Consider the following 22,777-nt stretch of genomic DNA (forward strand, 5'->3'; position numbering starts at 1 on the left):
TTTTTCGTGCGACAATTCGCCCTCAAGTACGCGACAAGGAGAGCATTGATGCACGGCGACCCTCACCCGGCAGCCCTCAAGGTACTGCAGGAGGTATTTGGCTACGACAGCTTTCGCGGCCCGCAACAGGCCATCATCGAGCATGTAATGGCCGGTGGCGATGCGCTGGTGCTGATGCCCACCGGCGGTGGCAAGTCGCTGTGCTATCAGATCCCTGCGCTGCTGCGAGAAGGCACCGCGATTGTGGTCTCGCCGCTGATCGCGCTAATGCAGGATCAGGTGGCAGCGCTTCAGCAGAACGGGGTCAGAGCGGCTTACCTGAATTCCAGCCTCGATTATCACGAGGCGGTCGAGATAGAAAATCGCCTGCGAGGGGGGCAGCTGGATCTGTTATATGTCGCGCCCGAACGACTGGCCACGTCGCGTATGCAGATGCTGCTAGAGCAGACCAAGATTGCACTGTTCGCCATTGATGAAGCCCACTGCGTCTCCCAGTGGGGCCACGATTTTCGCCCGGAGTATCGCCAGCTTTCCCAGCTACACCAGCGCTTTTCTCAGGTGCCGCGCATCGCCCTGACCGCCACCGCCGATGTGCCCACCCGGCACGACATCATGGAGCATCTGCAGCTTCAGGAGGCGGCGCTTTACAACAGCGGCTTTGACCGGCCCAACATTCGCTACCATATCGCTGAAAATCAGGGCAACGCCAAGGAGCAGCTGCTGCGCTTTATCCGCGAGCATCACAACGGCGAGGCGGGTATCGTCTACTGCCTTTCCCGGCGCAAGGTGGAGGAGACCGCCGCTTGGCTGGAACGCCAGGGGCTGACGGCTCTGCCCTACCACGCAGGGCTTCCCCCCGAGCAGCGCCAGCACCACCAGACCCGCTTTCTAGGTGAAGATGGTGTGGTCGTCGTGGCGACCATTGCCTTCGGCATGGGCATCGACAAGCCGGACGTACGCTTTGTCGCCCACCTCAACCTGCCCAAGAGCATCGAAGCCTACTACCAGGAGACCGGCCGCGCCGGGCGTGACGGCCTGCCCGCCGATGCCTGGATGGCCTATGGGTTACAGGACGTGATCACGCTGCGCCAGATGCAGCAGGACTCCAGCGCTGCTGACCAGCAAAAGCGCATCGAACAGCAGAAGCTAGATGCCATGCTGGGGCTGTGCGAGATCATCAGCTGCCGCCGACAGGCGCTGTTGCACTATTTTGGCGATCAACTGGACGCCCCCTGCGGCAACTGCGACAACTGCCTGACCCCACCCGAGACCTGGGAAGCTACCGTGGCGGCGCAAAAAGCGCTCTCTTGCGTCTACCGCACAGAACAGCGCTTCGGCGTGACCTACCTCGTGGACGTGCTGCTAGGCAAAAGTAACGAGCGCATCAACCGCTTTGGCCACGACCGCCTCAGCACCTTCGGCATTGGTAAAGATCTCGCGACCAGCGAATGGAAAGCGCTCTTTCGCCAACTGATTGCCAGCGGCTTTTTAAGCGTGGATATGGAGGGCCACGGTGGCATCAAGCTCACTGCCAGTGCCAAGCCGGTGCTGCGCGGCGAGCAGACCCTCACTCTACGCAAGCCAAGCAACAAACCCAGCAAAGCCAAAACTGCCCGACGGGGAAGCAGCGGCGCCTCTGCGCCCCAGGGCCACGGCCCGCTTTGGGAAGCCCTGCGACAGCACCGCCGGGAACTGGCCGAAGCCCAGGGCGTGCCTGCCTATGTGATCTTCCACGACGCCACCCTGGCCGAACTGGTCGAGCAGAAACCCCAAAGCCTAGCGGCACTAGGCGCGATCTCCGGCATCGGCGCGCGCAAGCTGGCGGATTACGGCGAAGGCTTTCTGAACGTCATTCTGACGCATCAGGAAACCGAGCAAAACAGTTAAACCAGCGTCCGCCATGGCTTTACTGATAGGCGCTATCTGAGCCACCAGTTGCGTCATCTTCGGTTGAATCATCGGCGGGATTAGTCATCCAGATACGATTGCGGCCCAAGCGCTTGGCTTGGTAAAGCGCCTGATCGGCATGAGAGAGTATATCGTCAGCGGTCATTCCCATTGCCGGTGGTAACACCGCCACGCCTACGCTGACCGTGACGACCGCCCCGGACGAGAGGCCGGCATTGGCTATCTGCAGGGCTTCGATGCAGCAACGGATACGCTCGGCTGCGGGTTCGGCGGCCTCCGGCGACGCCTCTGCCATAAGCACCACGAATTCCTCGCCGCCAAAGCGGACGACAAGATCGGCGCTGCGGCTATGCAGTCGCATGGCATTGGCCACCTGACGCAAACAGTCGTCGCCCTGAGGATGCCCATAGTGATCGTTATAGGCCTTGAAGTGGTCGATATCGATCACCATCAGCCCTATCCATGTGTTTTTTTCAACGGCCTCACGCCAGCGAGTCGCAAATTCCACATCGAACTGCCGGCGGTTGGCAAGGTTCGTCAGCGGGTCGGTCAACGACAGCTGGGAGAGCACTTCATTGTCTTTCAGATAGTTACCGGTCCGTAATTTTTCCCGCAACACATGTAAATACGAGAGTCGCTCGCTACGCTCGAGACGGTAGTTAGCCACCAGAGTGAAAACCGCATTGGCGAGAAGGGTAAAGATGGCCAGCCGTTTGGCTTCCGTCGGCATGGGGTCGTAGGTCACCACAAACGCCGAGGCGATCAGAATGCTAAGCGCAGAAGACACCAGCGCATAGCCGAAACGCAACGGATACACGATATTGCCCACCACCAGGATAAGCCCAAACGAGAACACATCCAGATATGAATAGGGCGCGGTGGAAGACGCGAAAATCACGCAGGAAATAACCGTGGCGCAAATTACCGTACTGGCCATTAGGATTTCGCGAACGGGCGGTGACACTCCTCGATACACCCACCACAGGATAGACAGCCCGACGGGCAGCATTACACCCGCTCGCAACGCCACCGCGGTGGTAAACGCATCGGGACGAAAGCTGAAATCGTTGACCAGAAACAGGCTGTAGATGAGCGCCGATATCAGCCCTGCCGCCACCATGTTACGGCTGCGCTGACGCTGCGTATCGGCCTCGAAATGTGCTTCTACATGATTGGCAAAGCGTAACCGCCAGGGACCTCTGCCAAGCTCGTCTTCGACGTCTTTGAGCAACGCGTCATTGACCATGCCCTACCCCTATGACCCAATCAGCTCGCCTTTCGCTTCAATGCCGCGTAGTGGGCAGACGACTTTACTTTGAAGACGGCTATAAACTGTCACGATAGCATCAAGTTATAATGAATACTCCGTTGCTGATTAAACGAAAGATCATACATTTGTATGAACCAATCATCGGCGTCCCGGCGAAGGCAAACGCCCCCACCTCACTGATCAAGTAAGCAACCGCTATGGATAAGGAGAGAAGACATGCAGCGCGAACAGGACCCCAAGACACTGGACTGGACGTTCACACTGGGACATCGGGAACTGGTGGTGCACCAACGCTATGAAGCACTGAGCATTCTGAATGATTTCATGCTGGGGATCTGGTTTACCATCGGCAGCGTCTGCTTTTTCTACGAAGGCAGCCTCAGGACGCTGGGCGTGTGGCTGTTCGTGATTGGCAGCGTGCAGTTACTGCTGCGCCCGGCGATTCGTCTGCATCGCTATATCTATTTCAAGCGGCTGCCGGACACCAATCAAGATGCCTAGTTGAAAAGACAAGCCACTCAACGTAGCTGGCTATCCTTGCTGCCGCGACGGTTGTAGCCACTATAGGCCGACTGTTTTTTATCCAGCTCACTCTGACAAGCCACACAGAGCCGAACGCCAGGAATTGCTTTACGACGCGCTTCAGGAATAGGGTCGCCACACTCTTCACAAAACTCAAGACTCTCGCCGCTGGGCAGTTGGCTACGGGCTCGCTGCACTGCATCTTCCAGCGTGCTCTCCATCTGCTCTTGCTCGGCACCATCTTTTGCCCATCCGCCGGCCATTGTCGCGCTCCTCGCTAAGGTGAAACTCCTTTTAGCATAGCAGCTAGGTGGGCGGATCGTTTTGCTCAACGTCCTCGAACACCTCGGGGTATATTCGCCTAGCCCGCACTAAGCGAATAATAGTGATGATATTGGTGACCACAATCAAGCCTTCGGCAATAGTACCGCCGATGGTGCCAATCAGCAGGTTGTTCAGCATCCATGCTAAGGCAGCCAGCCCCAGAAAAACCCGCATGGCAATGCCGCGCATTAGAAACATCCCAACGGTTCCCAGCACCATGGCCGCCACCGGCAGAAGATCCACCCAGCTTTGCCACGTGACGGCTGCGGCGACACCGCTGGCCAGCAAGACCCCCGCCATCACGGCTTTACTTCCCAGATAACGGCGGGCCAGTACAATCCGCACTATCACCAGCACTGTTAATGCAGCCGCTGTCCAGCTCTCGAAAAAGACAAACTGCAGCGCAAAGGCCACATTGGCTGAAATCAGTAACAGCAGAAGGCGATCGTCGTTTTTGCTGGCAAAGGCCATGACGCATATAACCAGGGCCACCAAGCCACAGAGCTGGCCAGCCAGGGCACTATGGCTGAACATTTCAAGCATTGAGAGAAGGCCCCTTGGCTAAGAACTGTTTAGATCTATAGGCTAACATGTCGTTGTTGTAGTTGTAGCTGTCGCTGCCACAACAACACCGCCAAGGGCACCAGCGCGACGGGGATCAACACTAGATTAAGCGTCGCCCAGCCTAAGCCGCTGACCAAGGGCCCGGCGAGCAACGCAGTGATAGCGGCGGTGCCAAAGACTAAAAACTCGTTGGCGGCCTGGGTGCGCGCTTTATCCACCGGTCGGTAGCTTTCGGTGAGCAGCCCGGTGGCGGGCAGAAAAGTAAAGTTCCAGCCCAAGCCCAGCAAAATCAGCGCCACGTTGAAACCGGCTAAACTGATACCCCACTGGGCGACCAAGGCACTGGCCACCAACAGCAGGGAGCCAGCCCCAATGACACGCTTGGCGCCGAAGCGGGTAGCCAAATGGCCAGTAAAGAACGAGGGTAAAAACATCGCTACCACGTGCCACTGGATGGTCATTGAAACGTGGTTAAAGTGGTGCCCAGCCCCCGCCATGGCGAGTGGTGTGGCGGTCATGGCCAAGTTCATCACACCGTACCCGACCATCGCCGCGCTTACTGCGAGAATAAACGCAGGTTGGCGAAGTATCTTACCCAACGGCAATGCGGTACCTTCGCCCTGGGTGCGGAAGGCGGGCGGTAGTTGCGTCAGCATCAGCACCACCAAGGCCAGCGCGTAGAGCGCGGCTAAACCCACAAAGCTGCCCAGAAACGGTACCTCGCCCAGCTCACGACTGACCCTGGCCAGCCACGGCCCGGCAAACGCGGCCAGCACACCGCCCCCCATTACCAAGCCAATCGCCCGATCACGCAGTGCTCCAGGGGCGGCCTCCACGGCTGCAAAGCGATACAGTTGACCAAAGCCAATGCCGATACCGATCAACCAGGTTGCCAGCAAAAACAGTCCGAACCTCTCGCTGATCAGCGCCTGCACGGCGACCAGCGCACCCACCAATCCCACGATATTGCCCAGTATAAAGCCTCGTTTTCGGCCCAACCTGGCCATGATTAACGAGGCGGGAATGGTGGCGCACATAAGACCCAGCCACTGGATAGCGACCGGCGCGGTCGACCATGACGCGCTTGGCGCCAAAGACGCACCAATTAACGGCGAGACGGCAATCAGTAAGACATTACCGGTAACCAGCAGCGCCTGGCAGAGTGACAATAGGGTGACGATTAAAGGCATGAAACGTTCTCCTGAATAGGATCATCAGTATGGGAAGACGCAAAGCGCTGGCGATAGACCGAAGGCGATACCCCGTAGTAGCGCTGAAACTGGCGTCGCAGCTGCTCTGCACTACCCAAACGCCATCGCTGTGCCAAGCGTTCAAGGGAGAACTGTTCACGCTCGTGGAGCAGAGCCAGGCGCGCTTGTTCAAGGCGTAACTGGGTCAGGTAAGCGCCGGGAGTGGTATTTAAGTAGCGTCTAAATAGCCGGGTTAAATGGCGCGGGGAGACCGCCATTATATCCGCCATGCTCTCAATATCGTGATCCAAGCAGGGGTCGGCGTGGAGCTGATCCAGCAAGCGGCGCAGTGGCCCCACCTCTTGTTGATGCCGCAGTATCTCGCTGAACTGCGACTGCCCACCTGGGCGCTGCAGAAACACGACGAGTTCGCGTGCCACCCGTCCGGCAAGAGCAGCACCGTGATCCGCTTCTACTAGCGACAGCGCCAAATCAATCCCCGCCGTTACTCCGGCGCTGGTGTAGCGGCCATTGCTTTCGATATACAGCGCATCGGGCTCGACGCTAAGCGCGGGGTACTCATCGGCCAGTTGCGGTGCATGGCGCCAGTGGGTAGTGACGCGGCAGCCATCCAGCAACCCTGCAGCGGCTAACAAAAAAGCCCCGGAGCAGATAGAACCAAGCCGTCTCGCCTCTGGGGCGACGTCACAAAGCACCTGCTTCACCACGGCTATTTCACGCTGCTGCATCACGCCACTGCCGCCTGCCACCAACAGCGTATCCAGGGGCAGTAAATGAGGAAGCTGATGGTAGGTGTGCGTAGCATGCACGGCTAGGCCGCCGTTGGTGGCTACCGGGCCGATGGCATCGGCGACTAGGGTTAACTGATAAAGCGGCTGGGGGCTTAACGCATTGGCGCTGGCAAACACCTGCCAGGGGCCGCTGATATCCAGCAGTTGGCAGTCGGGGTAGGCAAATAGAGCAATATGGCGAGTCACTGTCTCACTCCGCTAACGGGCTATCTAAGCATTAGAGAGAGTGTCAGCGCTGCGCCCCATGTCGGCAAGGACCATTACCCCACCGATTCGGACATCTTATAAAAAACGCTACATGCGCATCAGCCCGTCCTTTCTAACGGCGCCTCCATCCTGCGTACGCTGGAAACGAAATCACTAAAGCGCTCGCCTTGAATCAATACATGATCGCTCAGTGCTTGCTGGGCCGCCACGGGGTCGCCCCGTTCGATGGCTTCCACAATGGTTTGGTGCTCACTGAGCGAATTATTCACCCGCTGGCGAACCTGCAACTGTAGGCGTCGGTAAGGCTTTAACCGCTGCTTCAACTGACGCGCTTCGCTGGCCAAAAAGGCATTGTGGCTAGCGGTGTAGATACAGTCGTGAAACCCTTCGTTTTCGTAGTAATACTCATCGCTGTCGCCAGCCATGGCCGCCGCTTCGCAGCGCTGGTGGGCTTCGCGTAATGCAGCCAGCTCGGACTCGGTGATTCGTCGAGCCGCCAGGCGGCCGCACATGCCTTCAAGCTCGGCCATCACCTCGAACATCTCGATCAGTTGATCAATCCCCACTTTTGCAACGAAGGTACCCTTCTTCGGCGAAACGGTGACCAAGCCACTAGCCACCAATTGCTGAAAGGCTTCGCGTACCGGTGTTCGCGAAACCTGAAACTCACGACCCAAGGCTTCAGGGTCCAGGCGTTCTCCTGGCACACGACGGCCATTAATAATGTCATTCTCAAGAGAATCTCTTAATCGCTGAGCGTTTGAACGCTTAGTGCCCGTCATGTTTTACCTCCTTGGGTCGCGACTCGTCTTAGCCGTTTTAATGCTGTCATATAGTTGACATTAGCATACGCAACGCCTATTGATATATATATCAGCTCGACTGATAGATACTTATAGCCCATCCAAACACACAACAACAACTGTTGGAGACGCCACATGCAACGCTATTTAATCTCAACTGCTGCCGCCCTCGGTCTCGCCATTGCGGCTTCCCATGCTTCTGCCGATACCGTGCTACGCGCGTCGCATCAATTCCCTGGAGGCCAAGGGGATGTTCGCGACGAAATGGTGCAAATGATGGCCCGCGAAGTAGCCGATGCGGATGTAGGGCTAACCGTAGAAGTTTATCCGGGCCAATCGCTGTTCAAAGCGCGTGAACAGTGGAGCGCTATCGCTCGTGGTCGCCTCGATATCACCTCTCTACCACTGGACTACGCCAGTGGTCGGCATCCAGAGTTTTCGGCCACGCTAATGCCGGGGCTGGTACGCAACCAAGCGCATGCCCAGCGGCTGAATGACTCCGAATACATGACGATGATCAAAGAAGTCATTCGCGAAGGCGGCGCCCGCGTGCTTGCGGATGCCTGGCTCTCGGGCGGTTTTGCCTCTAGCGAGGGATGCATTACCTCCCCCGATACGGTCGAAGGTCAGATATTTCGTGCAGCCGGTCCAGCGTTTGAGGAGATGCTAGAAGCCGCTGGTGCGTCTATCGCATCAATGCCCTCTTCTGAGGTTTACACCGCCATGCAAACCGGCGTACTGGACGCCGCCAACACCTCGTCGATGTCATTTATCTCCTATCGGCTTTACGAGCAGGTCGAGTGCCTGACGGAGCCTGGCGACTTCGCGCTCTGGTACATGTACGAGCCGATTCTGATCTCGGAGCAAGTGTGGCAGGGGCTTAACGAAGAGCAGCAAGCAGCGCTGATGGAAGCCGGTGAAGCCGCCGAAGCATTCTTCGCTGAAGAAGCTGCCGCCATTGATCAGGAGATGGTCGACCTTTACGAAGAGAACGGCGTCGAGGTCGTCAGTATGAGCGAAGACGACTACAACGCCTGGCTTGATATCGCCAAGGAGACTTCCTACAAAAACTTTGCCGACAATGTTCCCAATGGCCAAGCCATTATCGATGCAGCGCTGGCCGTCGAGTAAGCAACCCATAATCGCCTAACGGCGCGGCCATTCCTCCCGGAATGGCCGCTTTCTACAGATGCTTGCTTAGCTTGGTGAAATAACCAGCTTGACGAGGGAATTATGGCACCTGCAACGACTCACAATGCCCTTGCACGCAGGGGCATCATTGGCGGCTACATTCGCGTCATGGATAAGCTCTCGCGAATTTCCGCCTATTTGGCCTGCGCCATGTTTATTGCGGGCGTATTAGTGATTTGCCAGATGGTATTTATTCGCTACTTGCTTGGAATGAGCACCAGCTGGCAAACCGAGTTCACCATCTTTTCAGTAACGGCGGCGATGTTGATGGGCAGTCCTTATGTACTGATGACCGGTGGTCACGTGGCTATCACTATTGTGCCCGATGCGCTGGGCGGTATTACCCGCACCATCATGCGTTTGATCGCTTCGCTGTTTGGGTTGGGTTTTTGTGCCGCGTTGGCGTATGCCAGCTGGATTTACGTCTTTGAGGCGCTCCATGGCGAGTGGACCACGGGTTCGGTATGGAATCCCCCACTGTGGCCAGCCTTACTGCCTATGGCCGTTGGTTCCACTCTTCTGTCGCTGCAGTATGTGGCTGAAATCCTGCGTGGGGAGAGCTAAACATGGATCCCATTACCTTAGGCATTATTGTGGCCATCGCATTGATTGTGCTCATGGCCATCGGTACCCCTATCGCTTTTGCCCTGGGCGGTGTATCGCTGCTGGCACTGCTTTATGACCGTGGTCTTTCCGAGCTCACCTACTTCGGGGAAACCTTTTTTGACCGCATTGCGGAATTTGGTTTTGTCGCTATCCCGATGTTTATTCTGATGGGCGCTTCGGTGGCCTCCTCACCCACCGGGCGTGATCTGTATCGCTCGCTGGATCTATGGATGGGCAAGCTGCCCGGGGGCTTGGCGGTTTCCAATATCGGTGCCTGCTCTATCTTTGCTGCGCTCTCGGGATCATCCCCCGCCACCTGCGCGGCCATCGGCAAAATGGGCATTCCTGAAATGCGCAAGCGCGGCTACCCCGATGGCGTGGCGGCAGGCTGTATTGCCGCAGGCGGTACTCTAGGCATTCTGATTCCGCCGTCGGTCACCATGATTATTTACGGCATTTCCACAGAAACCTCTATTGGTCGGCTGTTTATCGCCGGGCTGGTGCCGGGCTTTATGCTCGCAGGCCTGTTTATGATCTGGACGATGATCGCCTGCAAGATGGCCGGTGGCTATAACAACCCGATGGCGGAGTCCGTCGAACGGCTAAAAGAGAACGTTAAGCAAAATGTTGATAGCAACCTAAAAGCATTAGTGCGGGTACTCCCCTTTCTGGGCGTGGTCGCGGGCATTCTGTTTGCCCTTTATGGCGGAGTGGCAACGCCTTCCGAGGCGGCGGGCGTTGGCGCCTTTCTATGCTTGGCGCTAGCGATCGTTATCTACCGCATGTGGCAGTTGGGGCCTATCAAGCTGATCATGCGCGACTCGCTGCGCGAAAGTGTGATGATCATGCTGGTCATCGCCACCGCTGAAGTGTTCGCCTATGCGCTCTCTTCCATGTTTATCACCCAAACCGTGGCGGGCGCGATTGCTGATCTGGAGATTAACCGCTGGGCGCTAATGGGGGTGATTAACCTCTTCCTGCTAGTGGCCGGTTTCTTCCTGCCGCCGGTGGCCGTGATCGTGATGACTGCGCCGATTCTGTTGCCCATCATCCTGGCGGCTAACTTCGACCCCTACTGGTTTGCGGTGATTTTGACTATCAACCTGGAAATCGGCCTGATCACACCACCGGTGGGTCTCAATCTGTTCATTATCAAAGGCATCGCGCCGGATATTTCGCTGCGCGACATTCTGATGGGGAGCTTGCCCTACGCGCTGTGCATGGTGCTGGGTATCTTGCTGCTGTGTCTCTTCCCAGGCATCGCGCTTTGGCTACCTAACTTGATCATGGGGTAAGGAGTTTGACCATGAACATGCTGTTTTTGCAGGAAGTATTTAACAACATCACCCAGCGTGATGCCTTGTTACGGCGACGCCAGCCGGAGACGTTAACGCCCGACCATGGGCAGTTGGTAAAAGCCTGCCGGAAGCTGCTGGAAAGTGATGGCGAAGCTTCAAGCATTGCGCTGGCAAGCCGCGCTTTGGCGATTTATCAGCGCCTTTCTCCGGCGGAGAAAAGCAGCTTTTTTGCTCGTCTAATGACGGACTTTGCGGCCGAGCCCGGTCCCATTGATGCGGCCTATCTGGCATATCAGGAGGTTCGCGATAACCAATCACTACAGCGCCTGTTTGAAGCCTGCGAGCCGCGTCGTCAGGAGCTCTTCCGGCGTTTAAATCTAGCCAGCGACGGTACCTATGAGCTGGTTAAAATGCGTGAAGACCTGTTGGGTTTGCTGCGCGAGCAGCCGGAACTGGCGGCCATTGACGACGACTTTGCTCACCTTTTCGGCTCCTGGTTCAATCGCGGCTTTTTGATGCTCAAGCGTATTGACTGGAACACCCCCGCTTCGATTCTAGAGAAGATCATCCGCTACGAAGCGGTACACGAGATACAGGACTGGGACGATCTGCGTCGACGGCTGGATGCACGTGATCGGCGCTGCTTCGCCTTTTTCCATCCGGCGATTGGCGACGAGCCGCTAATCTTTGTAGAGGTGGCCCTCCACAAGGGTTTACCAAGCCGAATTCAGCCCATCCTCTCTGGCGAAAGCAGCTATAGCAAAAAAGGTATTGATGAGGCCGAGGAGGCCGATACTGCGGCGTTCTTTGGTATCAGTAACTGCCAGACCGGCCTGCGCGGCATCTCCTTCGGTAATTTTTTGATCAAGCAGGTAGTGCAAGAGCTCTCCCAGGAGCTGCCGCAGTTGAAATACTTCGTCACCCTCTCGCCGGTGCCCGGCTTTGCCCAGTGGTTGCAGGAGCAGCGTAATGATGAGCAGCTTCCCGAGTCCCTGCGTCAATCGCTCAAAGGACTTGAAACACCGGGATGGCATCAAGATAAAACCCGTGAAGAGCAGCTCAAAGCCGCCATTCGCCCGTTGGCTGCCCGCTACCTGGTCGAGGAGAAGAACCGCCACGGCCTGCCGCTCAACCCGGTGGCCCGCTTTCACCTCGGTAACGGCGCCGAGCTCCACCGCATTAACTGGTTAGGCGATATCTCCGAGAAAGGTTTTAAACAAGCCGCAGGCCTGATGGTCAACTACCTCTATGTGCTGGACGATATCGAACGCAACCACGAAAACTATACCGCCAAGGCGACAGTTGCTTGCTCAAATGAGGTGCGTGACCTCGCCAAACGCGCCCGCAAGCTGGCCAAGGGAGAGACCACCAAATGAGCCATAACCTATTTGAAACCTTTGCTGCCAAAATGCACGAGCGCGCAGAGGCCGATTTCATTACCACCCGCGATGGCCGCCGCTATTGCTACACCGATGCGCTGGCCATCAGTGCGCAGCTTGCTGGCGCGCTAACCGAGTTAGGCGTTAAGCAAGGCGACCGCGTTGCCGTGCAGGTAGATAAAAGCCCTGAAGCCATTTTGCTTTACCTGGCCTGCCTGCGCATTGGCGGCGTCTACTTGCCCCTTAATACAGGCTATACCGGCGATGAGATTCGCTACTTCTTGAACGACGCCGAGCCCGCGCTGTTTGTTTGCCGCCCTAAATTACTCAACGAGGCCCAGGCGCTTGCCGCTGAAACCGGCTGCCCTGCGGTGGCTACCCTGGATAGCGCTGGTGATGGCAGTCTAATGGAAACCGCTCGCACGGCAGTGCCGCGAGAGGATATCGTGGAACTTGGCGAGCGCGATCTGGCCGCTATTCTTTACACATCCGGCACCACCGGACGCTCGAAAGGTGCCATGCTCACGCATAAGAACCTCGCCTCAAACGCTGAAACCTTGGTAACAGCCTGGCACTTTAGCGCCGATGACCGGCTGATCCATGCGCTACCGATCTTTCACACTCACGGTTTGTTCGTTGCCTGCAACGTCACCCTGATGGCGGGTGCCAGCATGCTCTTCCTGCCCAAGTTTGATGCCGATGTCATTTTTGAAGAGTTGCCCCGTGGCAGTGTGATGATGGGCGTTCCTACCTTCTATACGCGCTTGGTTCAGGATGAGCGTCTGACGACTGATGTTACCGCCAATATGCGGCTGTTCGTCTCCGGCTCTGCTCCGCTCACCGCCGAGACCCACGAAGCGTTTGAAGCCAAAACCGGTCATGCGATTCTTGAGCGCTACGGTATGACCGAAACCAATATGAACCTTTCCAACCCTTATGAAGGCGCACGGCGAGCAGGCACCGTAGGTATGCCGCTGCCCGGCGTGGAGATGCGTATTACCAATCGCGAAACCGGCGATGAAGTGCCTTTGGGTGAGATTGGCATGCTGCAGATTCGCGGCCCGAATGTGTTTATCGGCTACTGGCGAATGCCTGAAAAAACCCGCGAGGAGCTGTTAGACGACGGCTTTTTCATTACCGGCGATCTCGCCATGGTCGACGAGCAAGGCTATGTGCATATTGTAGGTCGCGACAAAGACCTTGTGATTTCCGGCGGCTACAACGTCTATCCCAAAGAGGTGGAACAAGTGATTGACGAGCTCGACCAAGTCGCTGAATCCGCGGTCATCGGCCTACCCCATCCTGACTTTGGTGAGGGGGTGACCGCTGTAGTCGTGCGCCAGCAAGGTGCCCTTGAAAATCAGCTTAATGAAGATAAGGTGATCAGCCATCTAGACGGTCGGCTAGCCAAGTATAAGCAGCCCAAACGGGTCTTCTTTGTCGATGAACTCCCCCGCAATACCATGGGCAAAGTGCAGAAAAATGAGCTTCGCAAGCAGTTTAACGATACCTATCGAAATTCTTAGTTGCCCGTCCTGCCAGCATACTCTTCTTGCCTTTTTTGCCCCGCCGCGTGCGGGGCTTTTAGCAGGGCTTTGCTGGGAAAAGGAACCATTTGCTCTCCTAAGTGTTAAGGTGAAACTACTTAACGAACGATGGAGCAAATCACCTTGACTACGCCTACCGTCACGAGCGGCATCACTGCCAGCGAACTCTATAAGTTGGTCAGCCAACCCGCCTCCACCAGCAGCGAAAATGCGACCCTTGAATGGCCCGAAGCGACCATTAGCCTGGATGAGACGAATCAGACGCTGATCTGGGAGCTCAACGACTACGGCAACTTGCCGATTACCCTCTCGCGCAGTGAAAATGAGTGGATCGCCATGTCGCCCATAGTGGCCGTGGACAGCGTCAAAAACGCCGCCGAACTTAACGACGTCTTACTGCGCCAGGGCATTTCGTTACCGCTGGCTTCCGTGGGTATTGTCGAAATCGACGGGCACGACTTTTATGTGGCTTATGGGCAACTGTTTGGCGACTCCAAACTTGAATCAATTTGTGCAGAACTGCACGCCACGGCCAGTGCGGCCATGGACGTTGCCGAACTGATACAAACGCACTTCGCCTAACGTTTACCCATTGTTCGTCTATTCTCCCAAACACCGTTATCAATTAGTGTCACCACCCAGGTGACGTATAAGCGAGATTATTTATGTTAAGCAAAATAATGACCGCCCTGCGGGGCAAAGCGACTGAAACCGGTCAAACAGTAGTAGACTCCCAGGCGCTGCGCATTTTAGATCAGGAAATCCGCGACTCGGAAAATCACCTGAGCCAGTCTAAAACCGAGCTCACCCGCTTGATGGGCCAACGCCAGTTGAACAGCAATAAAGCCGACACGCTGGAAAGCAAAATTGCCGAGTTGGAAAAAAGCGCAGAAGCTGCGCTGGATAAAGGCGAAGAAGCACTGGCGGTGGAAGTGGCAGAGCGCATGGTAGCGTTGCAGGATGACCTGGAAGCCGAGCGGGCGATTGTGAGCGAGTACGATGCCAGCATTGAAAAACTGCGCAGCGCCATTCGCGGCACCGACAACCAGCTTCGCCAGCTCAAACAGCAGGTGAGCGTGGTGAAAGCCACCGAGTCAGCGCAAAAGGCCCAATCTGCCGTAGCGTCTCGCCACTCGGGCCAGAACAGCGCGATGAGCAGCGCCATGGAATCACTCGATCGAATCAAAGAGCGTCAGCAGCTTAATTCGGCGCAAATGCAGGCCGCCGACGAGATGGCCGCTGAAGAGAGCGGTAGTTCGCTCGAAGCACGCTTGAAATCAGCGGGCATCGGCGGCACGCAGCGCAAAGCAGACGATGTGTTAGCGCGCCTGAAAGCAAAGAAAAGCGCTCCACAAGAGTAAGTTCTCTCTTCAACAAGCTCATTAGCGAGGCAGGCCATGCTTAACAACCTGAAAGCACTTTTTCGCGCTACCACGCAGAAGCAGCCTGAGCAGGCAGCGGGCCGCCCGGTAGCGGCGGGCCTGCCCATAAGCGTCAGCCAGGAAGACCTTGAGGGCCTGCGACTGGATGGGCGCGTCAATATTAAGCTGATCGGCCTGCGTGCCCATCCCGACGCGCTGTTTCGCTGGGACGACGATGCCTACCATCATATTGCCGCCGTGGGGCACGTCGATCTTGGTCAAGGAGCGCACCTGGTACGCTTCTATCTGGATAACGACACCTGGCTGCAGGCCAACATTGAGAACGGCCAGGTGCTTGAATATAAGCTGTTTGACTTTTACCGTGTTGCCCATCTCTCGGATGTCGAATTTGATAATTTGATCAACGGTGAAGATAAGCAGCCCGATAGCATCGGCGCCCAAACTGTCTCGCTCACCTCCACCACTGAGGAAGCGCGCAGTTGCACCTATCAGCGAGTATGGGGGGATGGCGACAGCCTGTGGTCGCCGCCGGTGGTTTTCGAAGAGCAGGTAATGACCACCGAGAGCGTGTCAGCCCGCCATGTGACCCACCATGCAATGCTCTATGAGCGTACCATCGAAGGCACCGAGCGCATGGAGTACCTGCTGATGAGCGCTGAAAATGATGACGAAGGCAGCTTTATGGTGGTGCACAACGTGGGGGTCGATGTAGCCTCCGTCGATATCGACGCTATGTAATCATTACCGCCGCTTTTTAAATACGTTTTATCTACTACAAAAGGAAACCGCCACCATGGTGAACTACCTGTACGGCTTGCCGTCATTTATCGCCTACCTAGTGACTGCGATTTTACTGCTCGCCGCCTTTATGTACTGCTACAGCCGCATTACTCCGCACCACGAGTGGACGTTGATTCGTGAAGGCAACGCAGCGGCTGCCTCGGCCTACGGCGGCTCCATTTTAGGCTTTACCATTCCGCTATATAGCGCGATGGCGCACTCGATCAGCTTAATCGATTTTGTGCTCTGGGGCATCGTCGCCTTTATCGTTCAATTGGCTACCTTCTTCGCGGTTAAGCTGTTTTTGCGCAAGCAGGGTGAAAGTCTGTCGCAGCACATCACCGAAGGCCACCAGGCCTACGGCATTTTAATGGCCAGCGTGGCCGTGGCAGTCGGCTTACTCAACGCCGCTTCGATGACGTGGTAAAGGAGAGCCCGCATGTCTAAACACGATCACACTCCCCATTTGCCCCGCCGCAAGCGCAGCGGACGCTTGTCATTAGCGATGATGGGCGCTAGCGCCTTTGGTCTTACCGCCTGTGGCCAGCCGCCCCAGGAAGAGCAAATCACCGAGATCGAATTCGACGAGCCGCGCAGCTTTCAGAGCGTTGAGGATTGCGTTGCTGAGAATGTCTATACCCGTAGCGCCTGCGAAGACGCTTATGAAGCTTCCCTGGAAGCGGTGCCGCGCTATAGCACCCTGGAAGAGTGCGAAGCTGAGAATGGTGAAGGCGCTTGTACCGCGCCAACCGACGAGCAGTCACAAGCGGCAACAGGTAGCACCGGTGGTAGTTGGTTTATGCCCGCCATGATGGGTTATATGGTCGGCAGCATGATGTCCAACACCAACCGTGGACGCTCCTTCGAGCGGGTCTACCAAGAGCCGGTGTACCGCAATCGTCAAAACCAGGGCAACTGGAATACGGCGACCAATCAGGCGACCCAGCGCGTTACTCAGCGTAATGATGCAATGCGCAGCTCAGTGGCGACCTCTCAGCGCCGAGGCTTTGGCTCGCGCTCTTCTGCCCGCGGCGGTTGGGGCTCATAACCCCTAGGCAAACATTACTATGCTGCGAATCGATATCCCTGAACGAAGCAACTGGAAAGCCCTGGCCCATGAGCTGGGCTTTCATTTTCATACCATCGAGGGGGAGCCTTACTGGAAAGAGGACGCCTACTACCAGTTCACCCTAGAGCAGGTAGAGCGTGACATTGAAGGGCCTACCGAGGCGGTGCATGAGATGTGCATGGAGCTGGTGGATAAGGTCTGCCACTCCAATGCGCTTATGCAGCGTTTGGCGCTGCCCGAGCATATGTGGGACATCATCCACAACTCGTGGAAGTCGGGTCAGCCGCATCTCTACGGGCGGATGGATTTTGCCTACTCTGGCGATGGCCCGGCGAAACTGCTGGAGCTCAACTACGACACCCCTACCTCGCTCTACGAAGCGGGCTTTTTTCAGTGGGTATGGCTTGAGCAAGCTATCCAGCAAGGCATCCTGCCCCGCCATGCGGATCAGTACAACTCGATTCAAGAGCGCCTGATCAATGCCATGGCGCACCTCGGCGACCGCATAGAAGCGCGCACGCTGTACTTCTCCTGCATCAAAGATAACCCCGAAGAACGTGCCACCGTGCACTACTTACAGGATGTGGCGGTGCAGGCGGGACTCAAGGCGCCGTTTATCTACACTGAAGATATTGGCCTGCGGCCCGGTGCCGAGCATTTCGTTGATCTGGATAATCAACCCATCCACGCACTTTTCAAACTCTACCCCTGGGAAGAGATGGCCGACGATGCGTTTGGCGAGTATATCCCGCAGCTAAACACTCACTGGTTTGAGCCGCCCTGGAAAGCGATCCTCTCCAACAAGGGAATTCTGCCCCTGCTATGGGAGCATTTTGAGGGCCACCCCAATCTGCTACCGGCGTTTTTCGAGGATGCCAATAGCCCGCCGCTGCCAGCAGGCTGGGTGCGCAAACCGTTTTTTTCCCGGGAAGGCAGTAACGTAGAACTGATTACTCCCGCAGGGCAACGAGAAGCTGTTGATGGCCCCTATACCGACAGCCCATGGATCCGTCAGGCCTACCACCCGATGCCACGCTTTGGTAATAACCACGCCTTAATTGGCAGTTGGGTAGTGGGTGACCGCGCCTGCGGCATGGGCATTCGTGAAGACGTTGGCCGCATCACCAAAGACTCCTCCTGCTTTGTGCCCCACGCAATTGTCTAAACATACGTACCAAATTCCGCTTATTAGCGCTGGACATTGCTCCCTAAAAAAGCTGAAATCATCCGTATTACTTTTTTGAGCAGAGGGGCATCACCCTTCACTTTTTTATCCTGAATATTACCCAACAGCATTAACACTAGGGTTTGTAAGCCTAGATGTCGTTGCGTCTTCAGGGCCACCGTTTACTTTGGAGCAACGGCGAACATGATGGCGCGCTGGAAATCCCTACCTCTACGGCTTCGGCTATTTCTCTCCTTTGGGATCGTCTTGGCGCTGGCCATGCTCCTGGCGCTCTATCTTCAAGCGCGTACTCACAGCCAAGCGCGGCTGAATAACCTGCTTAATGAAGAGCTACCGGCACAGGTCGAAGGACTGGCCGCGCATATAAACCTTAACCTTAGCCAAGATCTCGCCATTTCTGAAAGCCTAGCCAATAGCTACTTTATTGAGCAGTGGATTCGAGACGGGCTGCCTGAAGAGCGGCAAGATGACATTAACCGCTACCTTGCCCGCCTGATGGAACAGTTAGATACCGAGCTGCTGTTTATCGCTGCTCAAGCGCAGGGGCAGGGCTACTATTTTCAGCTGCGCAACGGTGAATTTCTGCAGCGTACTATCCAGCCGCCCGGTAGCGAAGACGACTGGTACTACCGTTTTACTGAAAGCGATAACACATACGAGCTGAATTTAGATAGCGACACCTTTTCTCCCGATGATGCTTTTGTGTACGTCAATTACCGCAGCGCGGTAAATGCAGCCAACGGGCGACCGCTGGTGGTCGCTGGCGCGGGTCTAGATCTCTCCCAAATGGCCAATTTGATTGCTGATTTCCGATTAGGTAACACAGGCCACGCCTCTCTGCTCAGCGCCGAAGGTGAACTGCTCATTCGGAGCGATGGGTACAGTGCTGGTGAATATAGCGTTGAAGCCGCGCCTAATGGCGAGACAGCGGCCGAGCCCTTACCCACGCAAACGCCGCAGCGCCTGCTGCGTGATGAACAGCTCCAGGTACAAGAAGTTGAGCGCGACGGCAAGACTCTTTTGATTAGCACACGTTGGCTACCCGAATTGCAGCGCTACCTGATGGTGGAGGTCGATAAAGAGACCTACCTGGCGTCCTCACGTGAGCGCTTCCTGGAGTCTAGCGGTATAGGCTTGCTCATTTTGCTCGCCGGGTTACTCGTTCTTTACCCGCTGACCGGCAGCCTCATCCGCCCGCTGATTGATTTCCAGCGCCAGTTGAAAGATATCACCCTCAGCCTGGATCTTTCGCGGCGGGTCAGCACCGACGACAAGGCCGAGCTTGGCGACTTAGCTGATCAAACAAACGAGCTCCTTGAGCGTCTCTCACGCGCTATTGCGGCGGTAGCCAAAAATGCTCTGGCACTCACCCACGTTGCCGACCGGCTGGGGAAAACCGCTGGCCTTTCGGGCGTGCACGGTAGCGATATTGATCATGAAGCAAGCCAAACCATGGCCGCCGCAGTCGAGGAGATGGCCTCTTCAGTGGCTGAGATCACCTCCACCATGGAAGAGCTCTCTACCTCGTCAACCCAAATCGCCGACCACTCTCAGTCGGTGGTCGACGTTGCCAATCAAACTCTGGAGCGCAGCCGCAAAGGCAGTTCGGCCATGCAACTGCTACAGTCAAAAATGCAGGACATCCGTAGCGACAGCGAGCAGAGTCTGACCGAGATCATGACGCTGGGGGCGAAATCCAAACAGATCAACAAGGTGATGGAATTGATCAACACCCTGGCCGCCCAGACTAAGCTGATCGCTTTCAATGCCGCCTTGGAAGCCTCTAGCGCGGGAGAGTCGGGGCGACGCTTTTCGGTCGTCGCCAGCGAGATACGCCGATTGGCTGACAGCGTAACCGACTCCACCCAAGAGATTGAAGCACATACCGATGATATTCAGACGGCCATTAATCGCTTGGTGGTCGCCTCTGAAAAAGGCGCCTCCTCAATCGAGCAGGGCGTTGAAGCAAGCATGAGTACCGCCCAGGATCTGGAGGCGCTGCTCAAGGCGGCGAGTCAAACCAGCAGCGCGGCTCAGCAAATATCGCTGTCTACTCAGCAACAAAAAACCGCCAGTAGTCAGGTGGTAATGGCGCTGCGAGATATCGATACGGCCAGTTCGCGCAATGCACACTCAGTGCGCAGTATTACCGACATCAGCCAGGACATGATCAATATGTCGGCGGAACTTAATGCGCTGGTGCAGGAGTTCACCCTAACAAATAAAGACCGCTGATAAGGATACCGGATGAGTGTAATTCGGGTAGTCATTGCCGACGACAGCCAGGTAGCCCGCGACGTGCTACGCGATATCCTCAGCCGAGACGATGATATTGAAATCGTCGGGGAAGCCACTAATGGACGCGAAGCGGTGGAACTAGCCAAGCGCCTTGCGCCGCAGCTGATCACCATGGATCTCAACATGCCGGTGATGGACGGTTTGAGCGCCATCGAAGAGATCATGCACAGCAAAGGGGTGCCCATTCTGGTGGTCAGCGACCGCTCCGATGCGCAAACGGCTTATCAAGCCTTAGAGGTGGGTGCGTTGGAAGTAATGCCGAAGCCCACGTTAGAAGGCGCAGACGCCGAGCGCCTTGTGGAGCGTGTACGCCTGTTAGCTGGTGTCGCGGTGATCACTCGCCTACGCCGACGTGTCACCACGTCACCCCCATTCATTACCTCGCCTCCCCTACCCGCTGCCCCACGGGGAGTGCCGCGAGACTTTCAGTATGTGGTCGCAATCGCTTGCTCCACCGGAGGCCCACAAGCCTTAGTGCGTCTGCTGCGAACGCTACCTGCCGGGTTTCCAGCACCTATTGTGATCGCCCAGCACATCAGCCATGGATTTATCAATGGCATGGCACAATGGCTGGGATCGCTATGTGCCATGCCAGTCAGCGTGGGCCAGGAGGGTGAGCTGCTACGACCTGGGCATATCTATTTGTCCCCTTCCGAGCAGAATTTATGTGTGACTCCTCGCCATCGTTTTCAGCTTCAACCCAGCCCCGCGACAGTTCTATACCATCCCAGTTGCGATGTACTATTACAGAGTGTCGCGGAGGTCTATGGCCGCGATGCCATCGGCATTATTTTGACCGGTATGGGCCGCGATGGAGTGAATGGCATTCGAGCTATTTTCCAGGCTGGCGGTAGCACTTTCGCACAAGATGAAGCCAGCTCGGTTATTTACGGTATGAATCAGGAAGCGGTTAAAGCGGGCGTCGTACAGCATGAATTACCGCTTGATAGCCTTCCAGATAGGCTACTGCGCGATGTGCGTGGCTACTTAAATAGCCGACCGGAGCCTCGGGCATGAGCGAGCTTGCCCCCTTTAAAGCCCTGGTACATCAGCGTTGTGGTTTATACCTTGAGGGCTTAGCCGAAGCCCGGCTATTCCGGGCGGTGGCCAGCTTACAATCCTCAACGGGGCTAACCGACAACACGCAACTCCTCAAGAAATTAACCAGCGACCCAGCACTATTCGATCAGTTTGTCAGTCACTTAACGGTGAATGAAACCTATTTTTGTCGCGAACCGGACGCGCTGAACTGGTTGGTCAGCACCTACTTGCCTGAACGTTTAGCGGCAGGGCAACCGCCGCTCTCTATCTTCAGCGCAGGCTGCTCGTCCGGCGAAGAGCCCTATAGCGTGGCGATGATGCTGTTTGAGCGCTTTGGCGAGCGGGCCAAAGCGTTGTTTACCCTCACCGGCGGCGACCTGGACCACCAAGTTCTTACAAAGGCACGCCAAGCGGTTTATGGGGGGATGGCGTTTCGCGCGCTCTCTCCCAACTTTAAAGCGCGTTACTTTAGCCCCTACCAGGGCCGCTACAAACTTCACGAGTCTCTGCGTCAGTGGGTAACCTTTCGCCCCTTTAATCTATTAAACGCCGATGAGAGCAGTGCAGGCGGCCCCTTTGATGTAATTCTGTTTCGCAATGTGTCGATCTACTTTGATCAGCAGACGCGGCGCCGTATTCATCAGCAGCTTGGCCAGTTACTGGCTCCGAACGGCATTTTACTCTGCGGCGTCACCGAAACCTTGGGTAACGATCTCGGCGTGTTCGAACTGGTCGAAGCCCAGGGCGTATTTTACTTTCGCCATGCAGAGCAATCCACGGCTGTGCAAGCGGCTCCCCTTCAGCCGCCGTTGCCCACCAGAGACACCAAAGCTGATGAGAGTATTCACGTCGGTGAGCGCGTAAATAAAAAGCTAGCGCTAGGCAGCAGAGCTGATTTAGCGCCCGAGGAGCCTCTTGAGCCCGCAGCGGCAAATGAACAACCGGACAGCATTACCCACCAACTACACACCGCCCATCAGTTGCTCGATCAAAACGCCTTTAACGATGCCGCTGCACTGCTAGAGGCGCTGCTTAAGCAGCAGCCGTGGTTGATCGATGCGCTGGTATTGGCCGGGCTGGTCGCCCGTTGGCAGCAGCAGCCCAATCAGGCCTACGACTATTTTAAGCGGGCCATTTACGTTGCGCCGGAGTGTTGGCCAGCACACTTCTATTTAGCTGAACTTTATCGCCAGGGTGAACTGACCGACGAGCCATTACAGCGCAAACAGCGCTATGCTGCGGTGGTTCGTTTGCTGACCACCGCGCCCACCTCAAATGGTGGGCTAGACATTATCGCCCCGCCGTTACCGCCAGGCGATGCGCGTTTTCTAGCCGAACGTTATCTAAAAGCGGCCAACACCACACTGGCATCGACCAGTACCACACAGGGAGTGGGTTAA

22 protein-coding genes are annotated in these 22,777 nt (G+C 56.4%); 16 read left to right on the forward strand and 6 right to left on the reverse strand.

Annotated features, from left to right (window positions below; genetic code table 11):
- Positions 1 to 48: 48 nt before the first annotated feature.
- On the forward strand, positions 49 to 1,887 hold the full coding sequence (gene recQ / locus QEN58_RS16855) for a DNA helicase RecQ (protein WP_280104751.1): 1,839 nt from the start codon (positions 49 to 51) through the stop codon (positions 1,885 to 1,887).
- Between the two features lie 19 nt (positions 1,888 to 1,906).
- On the opposite strand, the gene QEN58_RS16860 is transcribed toward recQ, so the two are convergent.
- Positions 1,907 to 3,154: a GGDEF domain-containing protein gene (locus tag QEN58_RS16860; RefSeq protein ID WP_280104752.1), complete on the reverse strand. Its 1,248-nt coding sequence runs from the start codon at positions 3,152 to 3,154 to the stop codon at positions 1,907 to 1,909.
- Between the two features lie 240 nt (positions 3,155 to 3,394).
- Between QEN58_RS16860 and QEN58_RS16865 the strand changes: the two genes are divergently transcribed.
- Positions 3,395 to 3,679: a YrhK family protein gene (locus tag QEN58_RS16865; protein ID WP_280104753.1), complete on the forward strand. Its 285-nt coding sequence runs from the start codon at positions 3,395 to 3,397 to the stop codon at positions 3,677 to 3,679.
- 17 nt (positions 3,680 to 3,696) lie between these two features.
- Here the strand turns inward: QEN58_RS16865 and QEN58_RS16870 are convergent, their stop codons facing one another.
- The 5 genes from QEN58_RS16870 to QEN58_RS16890 form a co-directional block, all read right to left on the reverse strand.
- Positions 3,697 to 3,963, reverse strand: a complete 267-nt coding sequence (locus QEN58_RS16870; RefSeq protein ID WP_280104754.1) for a DksA/TraR family C4-type zinc finger protein — start codon at positions 3,961 to 3,963, stop codon at positions 3,697 to 3,699.
- Between the two features lie 43 nt (positions 3,964 to 4,006).
- Positions 4,007 to 4,567, reverse strand: coding sequence for a YgjV family protein (locus QEN58_RS16875; protein WP_280104755.1), 561 nt, complete (start codon positions 4,565 to 4,567; stop codon positions 4,007 to 4,009).
- Positions 4,568 to 4,602: 35 nt separating this feature from the next.
- Positions 4,603 to 5,778, reverse strand: coding sequence for an MFS transporter (locus tag QEN58_RS16880; protein WP_280104756.1), 1,176 nt, complete (start codon positions 5,776 to 5,778; stop codon positions 4,603 to 4,605).
- Positions 5,769 to 6,776 carry a GlxA family transcriptional regulator gene (locus tag QEN58_RS16885; RefSeq protein WP_280104757.1) on the reverse strand — a complete coding sequence of 336 codons (1,008 nt, stop codon included), beginning with the start codon at positions 6,774 to 6,776 and terminating at the stop codon, positions 5,769 to 5,771. Before QEN58_RS16885 ends, QEN58_RS16880 begins: the two co-directional genes overlap by 10 nt.
- A 119-nt stretch (positions 6,777 to 6,895) precedes the next feature.
- Positions 6,896 to 7,579, reverse strand: a complete 684-nt coding sequence (locus QEN58_RS16890; protein ID WP_280104758.1) for a GntR family transcriptional regulator — start codon at positions 7,577 to 7,579, stop codon at positions 6,896 to 6,898.
- Positions 7,580 to 7,735: 156 nt separating this feature from the next.
- Here QEN58_RS16890 and dctP point away from each other — a divergent pair, with 156 nt between their 5' ends.
- The 14 genes from dctP to QEN58_RS16960 all read left to right on the forward strand — a co-directional run bounded on the left by dctP (position 7,736) and on the right by QEN58_RS16960 (position 22,777).
- Positions 7,736 to 8,731: a TRAP transporter substrate-binding protein DctP gene (gene dctP, locus QEN58_RS16895; protein ID WP_280104759.1), complete on the forward strand. Its 996-nt coding sequence runs from the start codon at positions 7,736 to 7,738 to the stop codon at positions 8,729 to 8,731.
- A 102-nt stretch (positions 8,732 to 8,833) separates the two neighbouring features.
- Entirely contained in the window at positions 8,834 to 9,355 is a 522-nt protein-coding gene (locus QEN58_RS16900) for a TRAP transporter small permease subunit (protein ID WP_280104760.1), read from the forward strand.
- Between the two features lie 2 nt (positions 9,356 to 9,357).
- Positions 9,358 to 10,692: a TRAP transporter large permease gene (locus QEN58_RS16905; protein ID WP_280104761.1), complete on the forward strand. Its 1,335-nt coding sequence runs from the start codon at positions 9,358 to 9,360 to the stop codon at positions 10,690 to 10,692.
- A gap of 11 nt (positions 10,693 to 10,703) precedes the next feature.
- The gene (locus tag QEN58_RS16910) at positions 10,704 to 12,071 is read left to right on the forward strand and encodes a malonyl-CoA decarboxylase (RefSeq protein WP_280104762.1); all 1,368 of its coding nucleotides are present in this window, start codon (positions 10,704 to 10,706) and stop codon (positions 12,069 to 12,071) included.
- Positions 12,068 to 13,600, forward strand: coding sequence for a malonate--CoA ligase (locus tag QEN58_RS16915; protein WP_280104763.1), 1,533 nt, complete (start codon positions 12,068 to 12,070; stop codon positions 13,598 to 13,600). The genes QEN58_RS16910 and QEN58_RS16915 overlap by 4 nt, the downstream gene beginning before the upstream one ends.
- A 144-nt stretch (positions 13,601 to 13,744) precedes the next feature.
- Positions 13,745 to 14,203, forward strand: a complete 459-nt coding sequence (locus QEN58_RS16920; RefSeq protein ID WP_280104764.1) for a DUF2170 family protein — start codon at positions 13,745 to 13,747, stop codon at positions 14,201 to 14,203.
- Between the two features lie 83 nt (positions 14,204 to 14,286).
- Positions 14,287 to 14,982 (forward strand): PspA/IM30 family protein, encoded by a 696-nt coding sequence (locus QEN58_RS16925; protein WP_280104765.1) that lies wholly within the window; start codon positions 14,287 to 14,289, stop codon positions 14,980 to 14,982.
- A 36-nt stretch (positions 14,983 to 15,018) separates the two neighbouring features.
- Positions 15,019 to 15,741, forward strand: coding sequence for a DUF2491 family protein (locus tag QEN58_RS16930; RefSeq protein ID WP_280104766.1), 723 nt, complete (start codon positions 15,019 to 15,021; stop codon positions 15,739 to 15,741).
- 55 nt (positions 15,742 to 15,796) lie between these two features.
- The gene (locus tag QEN58_RS16935; protein WP_280104767.1) at positions 15,797 to 16,210 is read left to right on the forward strand and encodes a DUF350 domain-containing protein; all 414 of its coding nucleotides are present in this window, start codon (positions 15,797 to 15,799) and stop codon (positions 16,208 to 16,210) included.
- Positions 16,211 to 16,222: 12 nt separating this feature from the next.
- Positions 16,223 to 16,831: a DUF1190 domain-containing protein gene (locus tag QEN58_RS16940; RefSeq protein ID WP_280104768.1), complete on the forward strand. Its 609-nt coding sequence runs from the start codon at positions 16,223 to 16,225 to the stop codon at positions 16,829 to 16,831.
- Positions 16,832 to 16,850: 19 nt separating this feature from the next.
- Positions 16,851 to 18,017 (forward strand): glutathionylspermidine synthase family protein, encoded by a 1,167-nt coding sequence (locus tag QEN58_RS16945; protein ID WP_280104769.1) that lies wholly within the window; start codon positions 16,851 to 16,853, stop codon positions 18,015 to 18,017.
- A gap of 204 nt (positions 18,018 to 18,221) precedes the next feature.
- Positions 18,222 to 20,273 carry a methyl-accepting chemotaxis protein gene (locus QEN58_RS16950; RefSeq protein WP_280104770.1) on the forward strand — a complete coding sequence of 684 codons (2,052 nt, stop codon included), beginning with the start codon at positions 18,222 to 18,224 and terminating at the stop codon, positions 20,271 to 20,273.
- 12 nt (positions 20,274 to 20,285) lie between these two features.
- Positions 20,286 to 21,353: a chemotaxis-specific protein-glutamate methyltransferase CheB gene (cheB, locus tag QEN58_RS16955; RefSeq protein ID WP_280104771.1), complete on the forward strand. Its 1,068-nt coding sequence runs from the start codon at positions 20,286 to 20,288 to the stop codon at positions 21,351 to 21,353.
- Positions 21,350 to 22,777, forward strand: a complete 1,428-nt coding sequence (locus QEN58_RS16960) for a CheR family methyltransferase (RefSeq protein ID WP_280104772.1) — start codon at positions 21,350 to 21,352, stop codon at positions 22,775 to 22,777. The genes cheB and QEN58_RS16960 overlap by 4 nt, the downstream gene beginning before the upstream one ends.

It is taken from the genome of Halomonas alkaliantarctica (genome assembly GCF_029854215.1).
In the GTDB taxonomy this organism is placed as follows: Bacteria; Pseudomonadota; Gammaproteobacteria; order Pseudomonadales; family Halomonadaceae; genus Vreelandella; species Vreelandella alkaliantarctica_A.

Excerpts from the sequence above, each read along its gene's own strand:
- cheB (WP_280104771.1), top strand. The coding sequence starts at position 20,286 with ATGAGTGTAATTCGGGTAGTCATTGCCGACGACAGCCAGGTAGCCCGC.
- QEN58_RS16960 (WP_280104772.1), top strand. The coding sequence starts at position 21,350 with ATGAGCGAGCTTGCCCCCTTTAAAGCCCTGGTACATCAGCGTTGTGGT.
- QEN58_RS16940 (WP_280104768.1), top strand. The coding sequence starts at position 16,223 with ATGTCTAAACACGATCACACTCCCCATTTGCCCCGCCGCAAGCGCAGC.
- QEN58_RS16870 (WP_280104754.1), bottom strand. The coding sequence starts at position 3,963 with ATGGCCGGCGGATGGGCAAAAGATGGTGCCGAGCAAGAGCAGATGGAG.
- QEN58_RS16900 (WP_280104760.1), top strand. The coding sequence starts at position 8,834 with ATGGCACCTGCAACGACTCACAATGCCCTTGCACGCAGGGGCATCATT.
- QEN58_RS16890 (WP_280104758.1), bottom strand. The coding sequence starts at position 7,579 with ATGACGGGCACTAAGCGTTCAAACGCTCAGCGATTAAGAGATTCTCTT.
- QEN58_RS16950 (WP_280104770.1), top strand. The coding sequence starts at position 18,222 with ATGATGGCGCGCTGGAAATCCCTACCTCTACGGCTTCGGCTATTTCTC.
- recQ (WP_280104751.1), top strand. The coding sequence starts at position 49 with ATGCACGGCGACCCTCACCCGGCAGCCCTCAAGGTACTGCAGGAGGTA.
- QEN58_RS16935 (WP_280104767.1), top strand. The coding sequence starts at position 15,797 with ATGGTGAACTACCTGTACGGCTTGCCGTCATTTATCGCCTACCTAGTG.
- QEN58_RS16880 (WP_280104756.1), bottom strand. The coding sequence starts at position 5,778 with ATGCCTTTAATCGTCACCCTATTGTCACTCTGCCAGGCGCTGCTGGTT.
- QEN58_RS16930 (WP_280104766.1), top strand. The coding sequence starts at position 15,019 with ATGCTTAACAACCTGAAAGCACTTTTTCGCGCTACCACGCAGAAGCAG.
- QEN58_RS16875 (WP_280104755.1), bottom strand. The coding sequence starts at position 4,567 with ATGCTTGAAATGTTCAGCCATAGTGCCCTGGCTGGCCAGCTCTGTGGC.
- QEN58_RS16945 (WP_280104769.1), top strand. The coding sequence starts at position 16,851 with ATGCTGCGAATCGATATCCCTGAACGAAGCAACTGGAAAGCCCTGGCC.
- QEN58_RS16925 (WP_280104765.1), top strand. The coding sequence starts at position 14,287 with ATGTTAAGCAAAATAATGACCGCCCTGCGGGGCAAAGCGACTGAAACC.
- QEN58_RS16865 (WP_280104753.1), top strand. The coding sequence starts at position 3,395 with ATGCAGCGCGAACAGGACCCCAAGACACTGGACTGGACGTTCACACTG.
- QEN58_RS16905 (WP_280104761.1), top strand. The coding sequence starts at position 9,358 with ATGGATCCCATTACCTTAGGCATTATTGTGGCCATCGCATTGATTGTG.
- dctP (WP_280104759.1), top strand. The coding sequence starts at position 7,736 with ATGCAACGCTATTTAATCTCAACTGCTGCCGCCCTCGGTCTCGCCATT.
- QEN58_RS16915 (WP_280104763.1), top strand. The coding sequence starts at position 12,068 with ATGAGCCATAACCTATTTGAAACCTTTGCTGCCAAAATGCACGAGCGC.
- QEN58_RS16910 (WP_280104762.1), top strand. The coding sequence starts at position 10,704 with ATGAACATGCTGTTTTTGCAGGAAGTATTTAACAACATCACCCAGCGT.
- QEN58_RS16860 (WP_280104752.1), bottom strand. The coding sequence starts at position 3,154 with ATGGTCAATGACGCGTTGCTCAAAGACGTCGAAGACGAGCTTGGCAGA.